Annotated in this window: 12 protein-coding genes; 4 read left to right on the forward strand and 8 right to left on the reverse strand. The window is 68.0% G+C overall.

What is annotated here, in order from left to right:
• Window positions 1–157: 157 nt before the first annotated feature.
• From ABZV42_RS26335 to ABZV42_RS26345, 3 genes are all read right to left on the reverse strand, one after another.
• Complete coding sequence (locus ABZV42_RS26335; RefSeq protein WP_355985824.1) at window positions 158–583, reverse strand: DUF6113 family protein; 426 nt, start codon at window positions 581–583, stop codon at window positions 158–160.
• A gap of 52 nt (window positions 584–635) precedes the next feature.
• The gene (mshB, locus tag ABZV42_RS26340; RefSeq protein WP_356053817.1) at window positions 636–1,538 is read right to left on the reverse strand and encodes an N-acetyl-1-D-myo-inositol-2-amino-2-deoxy-alpha-D-glucopyranoside deacetylase; all 903 of its coding nucleotides are present in this window, start codon (window positions 1,536–1,538) and stop codon (window positions 636–638) included.
• Window positions 1,539–1,745: 207 nt separating this feature from the next.
• A complete protein-coding gene (locus ABZV42_RS26345; protein ID WP_037620693.1) occupies window positions 1,746–1,940 on the reverse strand; it encodes a hypothetical protein in 195 nt (64 codons plus the stop codon).
• Between the two features lie 187 nt (window positions 1,941–2,127).
• On the opposite strand from ABZV42_RS26345, the gene ABZV42_RS26350 reads away from it, so the two are divergent.
• Window positions 2,128–4,257, forward strand: coding sequence for a prolyl oligopeptidase family serine peptidase (locus ABZV42_RS26350; RefSeq protein ID WP_356053819.1), 2,130 nt, complete (start codon window positions 2,128–2,130; stop codon window positions 4,255–4,257).
• Between the two features lie 168 nt (window positions 4,258–4,425).
• On the opposite strand, the gene ABZV42_RS26355 is transcribed toward ABZV42_RS26350, so the two are convergent.
• The 5 genes from ABZV42_RS26355 to ABZV42_RS26375 form a co-directional block, all read right to left on the reverse strand.
• Window positions 4,426–5,487 carry a dipeptide ABC transporter ATP-binding protein gene (locus tag ABZV42_RS26355; protein WP_355985818.1) on the reverse strand — a complete coding sequence of 354 codons (1,062 nt, stop codon included), beginning with the start codon at window positions 5,485–5,487 and terminating at the stop codon, window positions 4,426–4,428.
• Window positions 5,468–6,454: an ABC transporter ATP-binding protein gene (locus tag ABZV42_RS26360; protein WP_355985816.1), complete on the reverse strand. Its 987-nt coding sequence runs from the start codon at window positions 6,452–6,454 to the stop codon at window positions 5,468–5,470. The genes ABZV42_RS26355 and ABZV42_RS26360 overlap by 20 nt, the downstream gene beginning before the upstream one ends.
• Before the next feature lie 5 nt (window positions 6,455–6,459).
• On the reverse strand, window positions 6,460–7,380 hold the full coding sequence (locus ABZV42_RS26365) for an ABC transporter permease (protein WP_355985909.1): 921 nt from the start codon (window positions 7,378–7,380) through the stop codon (window positions 6,460–6,462).
• Between the two features lie 94 nt (window positions 7,381–7,474).
• The gene (locus tag ABZV42_RS26370; RefSeq protein ID WP_355985814.1) at window positions 7,475–8,398 is read right to left on the reverse strand and encodes an ABC transporter permease; all 924 of its coding nucleotides are present in this window, start codon (window positions 8,396–8,398) and stop codon (window positions 7,475–7,477) included.
• A 54-nt stretch (window positions 8,399–8,452) separates the two neighbouring features.
• The gene (locus ABZV42_RS26375) at window positions 8,453–10,075 is read right to left on the reverse strand and encodes an ABC transporter substrate-binding protein (protein ID WP_355985812.1); all 1,623 of its coding nucleotides are present in this window, start codon (window positions 10,073–10,075) and stop codon (window positions 8,453–8,455) included.
• A 564-nt stretch (window positions 10,076–10,639) separates the two neighbouring features.
• On the opposite strand from ABZV42_RS26375, the gene ABZV42_RS26380 reads away from it, so the two are divergent.
• From ABZV42_RS26380 to ABZV42_RS26390, 3 genes are all read left to right on the forward strand, one after another.
• Complete coding sequence (locus ABZV42_RS26380; protein ID WP_355985810.1) at window positions 10,640–11,629, forward strand: ABC transporter permease; 990 nt, start codon at window positions 10,640–10,642, stop codon at window positions 11,627–11,629.
• 77 nt (window positions 11,630–11,706) lie between these two features.
• A complete protein-coding gene (locus ABZV42_RS26385) occupies window positions 11,707–13,467 on the forward strand; it encodes an ABC transporter substrate-binding protein (protein ID WP_355985808.1) in 1,761 nt (586 codons plus the stop codon).
• 97 nt (window positions 13,468–13,564) lie between these two features.
• Window positions 13,565–14,545 carry an ABC transporter permease gene (locus tag ABZV42_RS26390; protein ID WP_355985806.1) on the forward strand — a complete coding sequence of 327 codons (981 nt, stop codon included), beginning with the start codon at window positions 13,565–13,567 and terminating at the stop codon, window positions 14,543–14,545.
• Window positions 14,546–14,596: the final 51 nt, after the last annotated feature.

A 14,596-nucleotide genomic window follows, 5' to 3' on the forward strand; every position in this document is an offset into this window, starting at 1 on the left:
AGGTTCTCCCGGTTGGCTCCGCCGCCCGTTTGCTCGACCTCATCTCGGGCAGCTCGGCGGCGCGCACCACCATACTGGCCATGTCCGGCCGGCAAACCTCGGCCGTGCAGGAATCTCGCACGGGACCCGCACGGGACCGATACGGCGAAGTGGTACGTCACTTGCCAAGTCGGGCGCCGGAAGGGCCCGGTTGCCGCCCCTGACCGAGAGTGGCACACATCACAGCCAGGGCCATGCCTCCGAGCAGGAAGAGATACGAGCCGACTCCCGCTCCGAAGAGGAAGTCCCCTTCCGGGCGGCTGGCGGTGAGCAGGACGACGGCGACCATCCAGCCCGCGGCCGGGGCGACGGCCCCGGCCCGGGACTCCGTCGCCCGCGCGCCGCCCAGGAAGAGTCCGGCGGCGCCCACCAGGGCGAGCAGCAGCCCGAGGGGGAACCAGCCCGGCTGCACCAGCGCTCCCGCGACGCCGACCACGGCGCCGAGCAGGAAGAGCCCCAGGTAGGCGGCGATCCGGCCGCCCGAGGGGCGCATCAGTGGCTGGGCGAGCATGCTTGGGCCGCCGCGCTGTCCGTTCGTGCTCATCGCTCTTCCGTCCCTCGCCGGGTCGTGCCGCTCGTCGTCGTCCCCGCGCCCGTCACCGGTCGCCCCCTTCGGCCTTCCCGGTCCCTTCGAAGAGGTCCCTCTCGCGCGCCGCGGGTCGCGGGGCGCCGGCCAGTTCGTAGTACTCGGTGGTGAACAGCGGCTGGGCCAGCTCGTTCGAGAGGACGAACCAGGGCCCGTCCACGGTGATCTGGGTGGCGTGCGCGCTCATCGCCGCGGCCTTGGCCGCGGCGTAGGCGGTGCCGTCGATCTCGGTGGTGACGACCGCCTCGTCGACCACGCCGGGTACGTCGCCGACGGCGGCGGCCCGGTCGAACGGCAGCCCGGGGAGGGCTTCGCGCAGACGGGCGAACGCCTCCTCGGCGACCGGGCGCGGCACCCGGTTCCAGTAGGTCTTGGCGATCCGCCAGGCGCCGCCGAGGTCGGGGCGGTGGGCGGGCTCCGCGGCCAGTTCGGCGGCGCGGACGGCCACGCGGTGGGCCTGGATGTGGTCCGGGTGCCCGTAGCCCCCGTCGGGGTCATAGGTGACGAGCACCTGGGGACGCATCTCGCGGATCACCTCAACGAGGTGGTCGGCGGCGGCGTCGACCTCTGCGGCCCAGAAGGCACCGGCACGGTGGTTCTGCTCGGCGCCCATCATCCCGGAGTCGCGGAACCGCCCGGGGCCGCCCAGGAAGCGGTGGTCGGCGACGCCCAGTTCCTTCATGGCGGCGCTCAGTTCACCGGTCCGGTGGGGGCCGAGTCCGCCGTCGCGGTCAGGGGTGAGATGGGCGAGTTCGGGCGGAATGACCTCACCCTCCTCGCCGAGGGTGCAGGTCACCAGCGTCACCTGGGCGCCCTCGGCCGCGTACCGGGCCATGGTCGCGCCATTGTTGATCGACTCGTCGTCCGGATGCGCGTGCACCAGGAGCAGACGCCGGTCGGGCAGTTCCGTCATGGAGCCCACCCTACGAGGCACCGGTCGCCCGGGACCCACCCGCCGGGCTCGTCGCGCCGCTGCGGACGGCGGCCGCCGAGGGGCCCCGCAGGCCGCTGGGTCCGGCTGTTCGGCGGCGCGGACGAACCGGGCCGTTTCGGCGAGGCCGGGCGGGGCAGGCGGGGAGCTGGAGCCGTGCGCTCTCCCCGCCGTCGGTCCCGGCGCGGATCAGAACTTGATGCTGCCGATCATGCCCGCGATGTTAGTGGTCAGGTCGCTGATCGTGGGCGCGATGGTCGAGGAGGCGAGATAGAAGCCGAGCAGCATGCAGACGACCGCGTGCCCGCCTTTCAGTCCTGACTTCTTGATCAGAAGAAAGACGATGATCGCCAGCAGCACCACCGCCGAAATCGAGAGTGCCACGGCGGCTCACCTCCAAAGTTCCCAGGGACCTGGGGTCCGGTACGGGGTCGGACATGGGGGGTCGGTCAATCCAAACAGCAGCCAGCAGGTTCCTACCCACGCAGCGCTAGTGATCATAACTATCCGTACGCGCGCATCGATCGGCGCACGGCCGCACAAGGGGGCGCATGGCCAATATGGTCGAGGCATGACGAACGAGCCTCTCTCCTTCCCGCGCCGGTACGCCCGCACCCAGCGGTTCACCTCCGGCGCGCCGCGCGCGTTCACCGTGTCCCCCGACGGTTCCCGTGTGGTGTTCCTTCGCTCCCCCTCCGGCACGGAGCGGGCGAACCAACTCTGGGTCCTCGACGTGCCGGAGGGCCGTGAGCGGGTCGTCGCCGACCCCGCGGCCCTGCTCGGCGGTGCCGCCGAGCACCTCTCCCCGCAGGAGCGGGCGCGGCGCGAACGAAGCCGCGAGGGCGGCGCGGGCATCGTCGGCTATGCCACCGACACAGCCGCTGAGTTGGCGTGTTTCACCTTGTCAGGGCGGCTGTTCACGGCGGAGCTGCGGGCCGGCACCGCGCGTGAACTCCCGGTCCCCGCACCGGTGATCGACCCGCGCCCCTCTCCCGACGGCAGGCTCGTGGCGTACGTGTCCCAGGGCGCGCTGCGGGTCGTCGGGGCCGAGGGCGAGGGCGACAGGGTGCTCGCGGAGCCGGAGGAGAGCGCGGGCGACGGCGCGGTCTCCTACGGCCTGGCCGAGTTCATCGCGGCCGAGGAGATGGGGCGTTCGCGCGGCTTCTGGTGGTCACCCGAAGGGGACCGGCTGCTTGTCGCGCGGGTGGACGACACGCCGGTACAGCGCTGGTGGATCTCCGACCCGGCGAACCCGGAAGCCGATCCCCAGCGGGTCGCCTACCCGAGGGCGGGCAGCGCCAACGCGGACGTCCGGCTGTTCGTGTTCGGGCTCGACGGGGTGCGCACGGAGGTGTCCTGGGACCGGGCGCGCTACCCGTATCTGGCACATGTGCACTGGTCAGCCGCCGGTGCGCCGCTGGTTCTGGTACAGGCGAGGGACCAGCGCAGCCAGCTGTTCCTGGCCGTGGACCCGGACACCGGGGCGACCCGGATGGTGCACGCCGATGAAGATCCAACTTGGCTTGATCTTTTCCCTGGAGTGCCGTGCTGGAGCCCGGGCGGACAGCTCGTGCGGATCGCCGACGAGGGCGGCGCGCGGGTTCTGGAGTTCGGCGAACGGCCGCTGACCGGGGCCCAGTTGCACGTCCGGTCGGTGCTCGACGTCTCGGCCGACGATGTGCTGGTCGCCGCCTCGGCGGGCGAGGACGCGAGTTCGCCCGAAACGGGTGAAGTACACGTGTACCGGGTGAACGAACTCGGCCTGGAGCGCGTCTCGCAGGAGCCGGGCGTGCACTCGGCGGTGCGCGCCGGGGGCGTGACCGTGCTCGTGTCGTCGGTGCTCGACCAGCCGGGCGTCAATGTGCGGGTGCTGCGCGACGGAAAGCCTCAGGCGACCATCCCCTCGTACGCCGAAGATCCTGGTTTGTCCCCGCGCGTGACGCTCACACAGGGGGGCGCACAGAAAATCCAATGCGCCGTGCTTATGCCGGCCGACTACGACGGTGACACTCCCCTGCCCGTCCTCCTGGACCCCTACGGCGGCCCGCACGGCCCCCGGGTGGTGGCCGCGCACAACGCCCACCTCACCTCGCAGTGGTTCGCCGACCAGGGCTTCGCGGTGGTCGTCGCGGACGGCCGCGGCACCCCGGGGCGCTCCCCCGCCTGGGAGAAGGCGATCCGCGACGATCTGACGCTCTCCCTCGACGACCAGGTGGAGGCGCTGCACTCGCTCGCGGAACGCTTCCCGCTCGACCTGTCCAAGGTCGCGATCCGCGGCTGGTCGTACGGCGGCTGGCTCGCGGGACTCGCCGTGCTGCGCCGCCCCGACGTCTTCCACGCGGGCATCGCGGGCGCCCCGGTCGCGGACTGGCGGCTGTACGACACGCACTACACGGAGCGATACCTCGGCGACCCGGCCGCGAGTCCGGCGGTGTACGCGAGGAGTTCACTGGTCACCGACGAGGGGCTCGCCGAGCCGGCGGACACCCACCGGCCGCTGATGATCGTGCACGGCCTCGCGGACGACAACGTCGTGGTGGCGCACGCCCTGCGGCTCTCCTCGGCACTGCTGGCCGCCGGCCGCCCGCACGAGGTGCTGCCGCTCTCGGGGGTCACGCACATGACCCCGCAGGAGACGGTCGCCGAGAACCTCCTGCTCCTCCAGGTCGACTTCCTGAAGCGCTCCCTCGGGATGAGCTGACCCACGCCGACCCGCCGGAAAAACAACGAGCCGGGGTGACATGGCGACACCCCGGCTCGTTCACGGCACCCGCACGGCCGTACGTTGTTCACCTTGACGCGTCCGTATATCGGTACCGCTTCCGTCAAGTTGCCTGCGTGTTAACGAAGTTCGCTCACATTTGTGATGTTATGCCGTACCGTCGGACGGCTCCTCCGGGGGCACGACCTGCTTCTCCTCGGCGAAGTGACAGGCCGAGTCGTGGGCGGCCGGACCCTCGACGAGCCGGAACTCGGCCGGCACCGCGAGCAGCGGCACCTCGAGCGTGCAGCGTTCCTGCGCCTTCCAGCAGCGGGTGCGGAACCGGCAGCCGGACGGGATCTTCGCGGGCGAGGGCACGTCCCCGTGCAGGATGATCCGCTCCCGGTGCTCCCGGGCCTCCGGGTCCGGAACGGGCACCGCGGACAGCAGCGCCTGGGTGTAGGGGTGCGTCGGATGGTCGTAGATCTCGATGTCCCGGCCGGTCTCCACGATCCGCCCGAGGTACATCACCCCGACCCGGTCGGAGATGTGCCGCACGATCGACAGGTCGTGCGCGATGAAGACGTAGCTGAGTTCGAACTCGGCCTGGAGCCGGTCCAGCAGGTTGATCACCTGCGCCTGCACGGACACGTCGAGCGCGGAGACCGGCTCGTCGGCCACGATGATCTCGGGCCGCAGCGCCAGGCCACGGGCGATGCCGATGCGCTGGCGCTGGCCGCCGGAGAACTGGTGCGGATAGCGGTTGATGTACTCGGGGTTGAGCCCGACCACGTCCAGCAGTTCCTGGACCCTGCGCCGCCGGTCGCCCTTCGGCGCGACCTCGGGGTGGATGTCGTACGGCTCCCCGATGATGTCGCCGACGGTCATGCGCGGGTTGAGCGAGGTGTACGGGTCCTGGAACACCATCTGGATGTTGCGGCGCACCGCCTTCAGCGCCTTGCCGGACAGCTGGGTGATGTCCTCGCCCTTGTACTTGATCGTCCCCTCGGTCGGCTTCTCCAGGTTGACCAGCATCTTGGCGACCGTGGACTTGCCGCAGCCGGACTCGCCGACGATGCCGAGGGTCTCGCCGCGGTCGAGGTGGAAGTCGACGCCGTCGACGGCCTTGACCGCCCCGATCTGCTTCCTGAACAGAATCCCCTGGGTGAGGGGGAAGTGCTTGACCAGTCCGCTGACCTCCAGCAGCGGCTCAGTTGCGGCTTGAGTCATCGAGGCACTCCCTCCAGAAGAAGCAGGCGCTCCCGCGGTCCGCGTCGACCTCCGCGAGCGGCGGCACCTCGGTGCGGCAGATGTCCTGCGCCATCGGGCAGCGCGGGTTGAAGGCGCAGCCCGACGGGATGCGCATCAGGTTGGGCGGCAGGCCCTTGATGGCGTAGAGCTCCTGGCCCTTCTGGTCGAGCCGGGGGATCGAGTCGAGGAGCCCCTTCGTGTAGGGGTGGGCGGGCGCCTTGTAGATGTCGTGGACCGGAGCCGTCTCGACGATCCGGCCCGCGTACATCACCGCGATCCGGTCGGCGACGTCCGCGACCACGCCGAGGTCGTGGGTGATGAGGATGAGCCCCATGTGGAGCTCGCGCTGGAGTTCCGCGAGCAGGTCCATGACCTGGGCCTGCACGGTGACGTCGAGCGCGGTGGTCGGTTCGTCGGCGATGATCAGGGCGGGTTCCAGGGCCAGCGCCATGGCGATCATGATGCGCTGGCGCATACCGCCGGAGAACTGGTGCGGATAGTCCCGCACGCGCTCCTTGGCGCCCGGGATGCGTACGTGCTCCATCAGCTCGATCGCCTTGGCGCGGGCTTCCTTGCGTTTCATCCCGCGGTGCACGATGAACATCTCGCCGAGCTGGTCGCCGACGCTGATGACGGGGTTCAGGGACGACAGCGCGTCCTGGAAGATCATCGCCATCTCGGCGCCCCGCACCTTGCGCCGCTCCTCCTCCTTGAACTTCAGCAGGTCCTTGCCCTGGAAGAGGATCTCGCCGCCGGTGATCTTCCCGGGCGGCACGTCGAGGATGCCCATGATCGCCTGGGCGGTCACCGACTTGCCGGAGCCGGACTCGCCGAGCACGGCGAGCGTCTCGCCCTCGTCGACGCTGTAGTTGACCCCGTTGACGGCCTTGGCGACACCGTCCCGGGTTCTGAACTCCACCTGTAGATCCCGCACTTCGAGCAGCACGGCTCTCACCTCAGCTTCGGGTCGAGGGCGTCGCGCACCGCGTCGCCGAGCATGATGAACGCGAGCACGGTGATCGCGAGCGCGCCGGCCGGCCACAGCAGCATGTGCGGGGCCTGGCGGATGTACGCGGAGGCCGAGGAGATGTCGATGCCCCAGCTGACCGTCGGGGGCTTGAGACCGACGCCCAGGTACGACAGCGTCGCCTCCAGCGAGATGTACGTGCCGAGCGCGATGGTCGCGACGACGATCACCGGCGCGACGGCGTTCGGGGTGATGTGCCGCAGCATCATCCGCGAGTTGGAGGCGCCGAGGGCGCGGGCCGCGTGGACGTAGTCGTTCTCCTTGGTGGTGATGACGGAACCGCGCGCGATCCGGGAGACCTGCGGCCAGCCGAGCAGCACCATGAACCCGACGACCGGCCAGATCGTGTTGCTGGTCACCACGGAGAGCAGGACCAGACCGCCGAGGACGACGGGGATCGCGAAGAAGATGTCCGTGATCCGGGACAGGACCGAGTCGCCCACCCCGCCGTAGAAGCCGGCCAGACCGCCGAGGAACGAGCCGAGGAGCGCGACCCCGACCGTGGCGAGCACACCGACGCTGATCGAGACGCGGGTCCCGTACACGGTCCGTGTGTAGACGTCGCAGCCCTGTCCGTCGAAGCCGAAGGGATGTCCGGACTGCGAGCTCTGCTGCGCCTTGGAGAGGTCGCACTTGAGGGGGCTCTGGGAGGTGATCAGGGAGGGCCAGATCGAGATGACGACCAGGAAGAGAATGATGAGTCCGGAGACGATGAAGACCGGATTGCGGCGCAGGTCGCGCCAGGCGTCGGACCACAGGGAGCGCGGCTTCTCGCCCGGTCCCGTGCCCTCGGGGCCTCCCGGTGTCTTCTCCAGGGTCTCCGCCTCGCTCGACCCGAGGTCCATCGTGCCCCCGAAGCCGGTCGGGGCGATGGCGAGATCCTCCGGCGGCGGGCCTTCGGGGCCGTGGTGGAATTCCTCTTCATCGTACGGCGGCTGCTCAGGCATAGCGGATCCTCGGGTCGAGTACGGCGTACAGCAGGTCGACGAGCAGATTGGCGACCATGAAGATGAGGACGAGTACGGTCACGAAGCCGACGACGGTCTGGGTGTTCTGGCGCACGATCCCCTGGTAGAGGTAGTAGCCGACTCCGTGGATGTTGAAGATCCGCTCGGTGACGATCGCGCCGCCCATCAGCGCGCCGATGTCGGTGCCGATGAAGGTGACCACGGGGATCAGCGAGTTGCGCAGCAGGTGGCGGATGGTCACCCGGCGCCGCGGCAGGCCCTTGGCGACGGCCGTGCGGACGTAGTCGGACCGCTTGTTCTCCGCGATGGAGGTCCGGGTCAGCCGGGTCACGTACGCCAGCGACACCGAGGCCAGTACCAGCCCGGGCACGATCAGCTCACCGAAGGTGGCGTCGGCGGAGACCGACGGTTTGATCCAGCCCCACTTGATACCGAGCAGCAGCTGGGCCAGCAGACCGGTGACGAAGGTCGGCACCGCGATGACGACGAGGGTGAGCAGCAGGACGCCGGTGTCGACGGGCCGGCCGCGGCGCAGACCGGTGATGACGCCGAGCGTGATGCCGATGACGATCTCGAAGAAGATCGCGACGATCGTCAGCCGGATGGTGACCGGGAACGCGGAGGACATCAGGTCGATGACCGGCTGTCCGTCGAACGCGGTGCCGAAGTCGCCGGTGAAGATGTGGCCGAGGTAGGTCAGGTACTGCTGCCACAGGGGCTTGTCGAGGCCGAACTCCGCGCGCAGCTGGGCGGCCGTGGCGGGGTCGCACTTGCGCTCGCCGCACAGACCCGCGATGGGGTCGCCCATCACGTTGACCATCACGAAGATGAGCAGGGTGGCGCCGATGAAGACCGGGATCATCTGCAGCAGTCGCCGGATGACGTACCGTCCCATGAGTGCTCCGGAGATAGAGGGGCGGACCGGCGTGAGCGGCCCGCCCCGGGCGGCTCAGTTGACGGTGATCTCGTTGTAGACGGGCACGCTGAACTGGTTCAGCGCCACGTTCGAGACCTTGTCCGAGTAGCCGGCGCTGCCGTTCTGGTACCAGAGCGGGATGGCGGCCATGTTGTCCCGTACGACCCCTTCGGCCTGCTGGAAGAGCTTGATGGCCTTGGTGGTGTCGGTCTCCGCGTTCGCCTGGTTGACGAGGCTGTCGAACTGCTTGTTCGACCACTGGCCGTCGTTGGAGGAGGCGTTCGTGAAGTACAGCGGCTGGAGGAAGTTCTGGATCAGCGGGTAGTCCATCTGCCAGCCGGCCCGGAACGGACCGGGCATCTTGTGCTGCCCGATCTGGTTGCGGAAGTCGGCGAAGGTGCCGATCGGGTTGCCGACGCACGCCTTGTCGTTGCCGAGGGAGTTGTTGATGGAGTTGCAGACGGCGTCGACCCATTCCTTGTGGGAGCCGGTGTCCGCGTTGTACGAGATCTTGACCTGGCCGCCGGGCAGCCCGCCGCCCTCCTGGACCATCTTCTTGGCCTCGGACGGGTTGTAGTCGCAGTACTTGCCGCACAGCCCTTCCTGGAAGCCGCCCTTCGTGCCGAGCACCGGTGAGGTCCAGTCGCTCGCGGGGGTCCGCGTCTTCTGGAAGATGGTGTCGGTGATCTGCTGGCGGTTGATCGCCATGGACAGCCCCTGGCGGACCTTGGTGGCGCCGCTGGTGTTCCACTTCGGGTCGTAGAACGGGAACGCGAGCGTCTGGATGATGCCGGCCGGGGTGTTGATGTACCGCCCGTTCAGGTCGGACTTGGCGTTCTTGAGCTGGGCCGCGGGCACGTCGTCGACGAGGTCGAGGTTGCCGGCCAGCAGGTCGTTGTAGGCGGTGTTGTTGTCCGTGTAGACCTTGAGGGTCACACCGTCGTTCTTCGCCTTGTCGTCACCGGGGTAGTCGTTCCACTTCACCAGGGCCATCTGCGAGCCCTTGGCGTAGTTGTCGATGGTGTACGGACCGTTGCCGATGGGCTTCTTCACCCAGGCGGCGTGGTCGCTGAAGAACGACTTGGGCAGCGGCGAGAACGCCGCGTAGCCGAGCGTGTCCGGGAACGTCGAGAACTTCTGGGTCAGCTTGACCGTGAACGTGTCCGTTCCGGTCACCTTGAGCCCGGACAGAGTGTCGGCGCTCTGACTGCCCGTGTCGGGGTGCGTCTTGTCGTAGCCCTCGATGTACCCGAAGAAGTACGCGTTCTTCTGGTTGTTCTTCAGGCTGGCGCCGTAGTTCCAGGCGTCGACGAAGGACTGGGCGGTGACGGCCTCGCCGTTGCTGAACTTCCAGCCGCTCTTGACCGTGATCGTGAAGTTCTGCGAATCCGAGGTCTCGATCTTCTGGGCGAGCATGTCCTCGGCCGCGCCGGTCTTGGCGTTGTACCGCTTGAGCCCGCGGAAGATCATGTCGAGGACCTTGCCGCCCTGCACCTCGTTGGTGTTGGACGGCTCCAGCGGGTTCTGCGGGTCGCCCCAGGAGGCGCTGACCGTACCGGAGCCGCCACCGCTGCTCCCTCCGCCCCCGCAGGCGGACGCCGCCAGGGCTACCGCCGCCGCGCATGCGGCCCATTTGGCGTGCGTGGCTCCACGCATGGAGTGCCTCCTCGAGAGTGCGCTGTGCCGCCGGCGCCGGGGTCGGGGTCGGACGTCCGGCTCCGGTGCGCTGTGCCTTTAGGGCCCAATATCTTCCGATACGGGGCACATCGCACATTTACCCCACCCTTTCGAGTGGTGAGCCATCCGGAAGGGTGCACTCCGGACACCCCGTCAAAAGATCTTGACCATCGACCGAGACGATCTTGACCTTCGGCGCAACAGATCTCCACGCTTCGATGCGGAACTGTTGATTCCAGTGCACTGGATGTACGCATTCCGAGACTCCGGCGTCCGGATAACGAACTCATTGCCCGTTTCGCACCATTGGTCCGAATCCGGACACAGAACGGCCACAGTGCGCTACACGCGTAGTTACGCTCAGGTCAACTCAAGGCAAAGAGAGTAAAGAGAAACCCAAGGCGACCGAGATTTTATTGACCTTGCATGAATTGCGTTGAAAAAGTCCGGCGTAGCCCGTAGGGAGCGCCCTGCGGAGCCCTTGACCCTCGGGCCTGGAGCATCATGACCCCCCCTACTCCATCCGCGGCCGCCCCACTTGAGGTGACCGACGAGACCGGCAAGACCCCGGCTCCGTCTTCCACCTCCAAGGGCTCGGAGAGTCGCTCCCCGGGACGACTCGCCTGGACGCGGTTCAAGCGCGACCGCACCGGCGTCATATCCGCGTACATCGTGGTGTTCTTCTTCGCGATCGCGATCTGCGCGCCGCTCATAGCCAAGCTGTACGGGAAGAACCCGTACGAGCAGTACGGCCAGGAGACGGACGGCCTCCTCAACGACTTCGCCTTCCCGGTGAAGCCCAACGGCGGCATCGACAGCAACTTCTGGTTCGGCATCGAGCCCCAGCTGGGCCGCGACGTCTTCACCTTCCTGCTGTACGGCATCCGCACGTCGCTGATGATCGCCACGGCCGCCACCCTGCTCACCACGGTGGTCGGTGTCGTGATCGGCATCACCGCGGGATACCTCGGCGGCCGGACGGACTACCTCGTCGGCCGGGTCATCGACATCCTGCTGTCGTTCCCGTCCACGCTGTTCTTCATCGCCTTCATGCCGGTCGTCTACACGCTCTTCGTGCCCTTCAACGAGGACGTCCCGACCTGGCTGCGAGCCACCTGCCTGATCCTCGTCCTCTCCGCCTTCGGCTGGGCCTCCATCGCGCGTCTGCTGCGCGGTCAGGTCCTCGGCCTGCGGGAGCGCGAGTTCGTCGAGGCGGCGAAGGTGACCGGCGCGTCCTCGCGCCGCATCGTCTTCAAGGAACTGCTGCCCAACCTCTGGACGCCGATCCTGATCCAGTCGACCCTCATGCTGCCGGCCTACGTCACGGCCGAAGCGGGGCTCGCCTTCCTCGGCGCCGGCATCCAGGACCCGACCCCCGACTGGGGCGTCATGATCCAGCGCGGCGCCGGTTTCTACACCGAAGACATCACCTTCATGATCTTCCCGGGCGTCACGATGATCATCTTCGTCCTCGCCTTCAACCTGCTCGGAGACTCGGTCCGCGACGCACTCGACCCGAAGTCCAAGCGCTGACTTCCTCCCCCAGACCCGGTCGTAGTCGTCCGGCTGGTTACCCGTCTCTCACTCACCCACCACTAGGCAGGTAAGCCATGTCCTTTTCCCGCAGAAACTTCCTCATAGCCACTGGTGTGGCCGCCGGTGCGAGCACGGTGCTCAGCGCGTGCAGCAGCGGCAACAGCGGGAGCGGCAACAACAAGGCCCCGTCCGTGGCGAAGGCCAAGGCGACCACCATCGCGGTCGGCACCAAGGCGGACTCCACCGGCCCGGCCCCCGAGGTCACCGGCGCGGTCAAGGGCGGCACGATCTACACGCTCGACCAGATCGACTGGGACCACCTGGACCCGGCGCAGCTCTACTCCTCGTACGAGGGTTCCTGCTCGGTCCTGTTCCTGCGCGGTCTGACCGGCTACAAGATCGACTCCAAGGGCGGCACCACCCTCGTGGGTGACCTCGCCACGGACGCCGGCACCTCGGCCGACAGCGGCAAGACCTGGTCCTTCACGCTGAAGGACAACGTGAAGTGGGAGGACGGCGCCGACGTCACGATCGACGATGTGCGCTGGACCTTCGAGCGCCTCTTCGCCTCGTTCGTCACCCAGGGTCCGCGTTACCCGCAGGGCTGGCTCATCGGCGGCGACAAGTACAAGGGCCCCTACGGCGGCAAGCACCTCGACTCCATCGAGGTCAGCGGCAAGACCATCACGTTCAAGCTGAAGGAGGCCCACGCCGACTTCAACTTCATGCTGGCCATGCGCGGCTTCTCCATCGTGCCCAAGAAGCACGACACCAAGGAGAAGTACGACAAGCACCCGCTCTCCTGCGGCCCGTACAAGATCGCCAACCGCAGCATCGGCAAGTCGGCGTCGCTGGTCCGCAACACCCACTGGGTCGCCGAGACGGACCCGCTGCGCAACGCGTACCCGGACAAGTTCGAGTTCCAGTTCGGCTTCCAGCCGCTGGCCTCCACGGACCGCTACATCGCCGACCAGGGCAACGACCAGTTCACGCTGTCGCTGCTCAACGAGGTCGCCCCGGAGCGCATCCAGAAGGTCATGACGGACGCGACGCTCAAGAAGCGCGTCCTGACGCAGGTCGACACCACCTGCTACTACTTCGCGATCAACACCAAGCGCGTCACGGACGTCAAGGTGCGCCAGGCGCTCAACTTCGCGTGGCCCTCGAAGCAGCTCCAGCAGATCCGCGGTGGTTCGCTCTCCACGGCGACCGCCACCACGATCATCAGCCCGCTCACCCCGGGTCACAAGGACTTCGACCTCTACGGCAAGAAGACCAAGCCCCTGGGTGACCCCGACAAGGCCAAGTCCCTCCTCAAGGAGGCCGGCAAGTCGGGCCAGCGCATCGTCGTCGCCATGCAGCAGTCGGACAACGCGGTCAAGCAGGCCGTCGCGATCAAGACCGCGCTGACCAAGGCCGGCTTCACCCCGGTCGTGAAGCAGGTCGACAAGACCTCCTTCTACAGCCAGATCGGCCAGCTCGACAACGAGTACGACATGTTCGCCGCGGGCTGGGGCCCGGACTGGCCGGCCGGTTACGCCGTCATCCAGCCCTGCTTCGACAGCAGCCAGATCGCCGACGGCGGTGTCAACTGGCCGCAGCTGAAGGACGCGAGCGTGGACAAGGCGATCGCCGCCGCCACGATCGAGCCCGACGCGAAGAAGGCCGCCAAGATGTGGGGCGACATCGACGAGCAGATCATGCAGCTCGCCGCCGTGGTTCCGGACTACAACCCGATCCGCAACTACTTCCACGGCTCCAAGGTCGGCGGCGTGATCTACGACTCCGGCAACACCTGCATCGCGCTGGGCAAGGTCTACGCCGCGAAGGCCTGATCCTGCTTCGGGGCGGCGGCCACCGTGCCGCCGCCCCGGTCTCACTCCCCCCCACCCCTCACCCCCGGCGACGGCGCCCAGTCCGGAAAGTCACGCCATGCTCCGTTTTCTAGTCCGCCGTGTGATCGGCGCACTTGTGATTCTGCTGATCATCAGCGCCGTCACCTTCATGCTCTTCTACGCGCTCCCGCGTGACCCCGCCCGCATGGCGTGCGGCAAGGTCTGCACCAAGGAGCTTCTGGACCAGGTCAGGCACAACCTCGGCATGGCCGACTCGCTTCCGGTGCAGTACTGGCACTGGCTGGAGGGCATCTTCGTCGGGCGTGACTACGGCGGCCTCGGCAACTGCAACGCCCCCTGCCTCGGCTTCTCGTTCACCAACCGTGAGCCGGTCCTGGGCACGATCATGGACCGTCTGCCGACGACGCTCTCCCTCGCCTTCGGTGCCTCGATCTTCTTCCTCATCATCGGCGTCGGCACGGGCATGATCGCCGCGGTCAAGCAGGGCAAGGCCGCCGACAAGATCGCCAGCTCGTTCTCGCTGATCGGCTCCTCGCTCCAGATCTACTTCGTCGGCTACATCGCGATGTACTTCCTGGTCCAGCAGCTCGGCATCCTCGAGCAGCCCTCGTACACGCCGTTCACCGACGACCCCGGAGCCTGGGCCGGCGGCCTGCTGCTGCCCTGGCTGACGCTCTCCATCATCTTCACCGCGAACTACACCCGTATGACGCGCTCCCAGCTGGTGGAACAGCTCAGCGAGGACTACGTGCGCACGGCCCGCGCCAAGGGTCTGTCCCGGCGCGCGGTGTTCTTCCGCTTCGCCTGGCGCGGAGCGATGGGTCCGATCGTCACGATCTTCGGCATCGACCTGGGTACCCTGATCGGCGGCGCCATCATCACCGAGTCGGTCTTCAGCCTCCAGGGCATCGGCAAGCTCGCCGTGACCGCCGTGGACGCGAACGACCTGCCGATGCTGCTGGCCGTGACCTTGGTGGCCTCCGGGGCGATCGTCTTCTTCAACATCCTCGTGGACGCCGTCTACGCCTTCATCGACCCGCGGATCCGGCTCGCCTGACCCCGGCGCCCCGCCGCCGACCCCCCCGCCGAACCGCAAGCTACCCCTCGC

Origin of the sequence: Streptomyces sp. NPDC005281, assembly GCF_040607495.1 — a bacterium.
GTDB lineage: Bacteria > Actinomycetota > Actinomycetes > Streptomycetales > Streptomycetaceae > Streptomyces.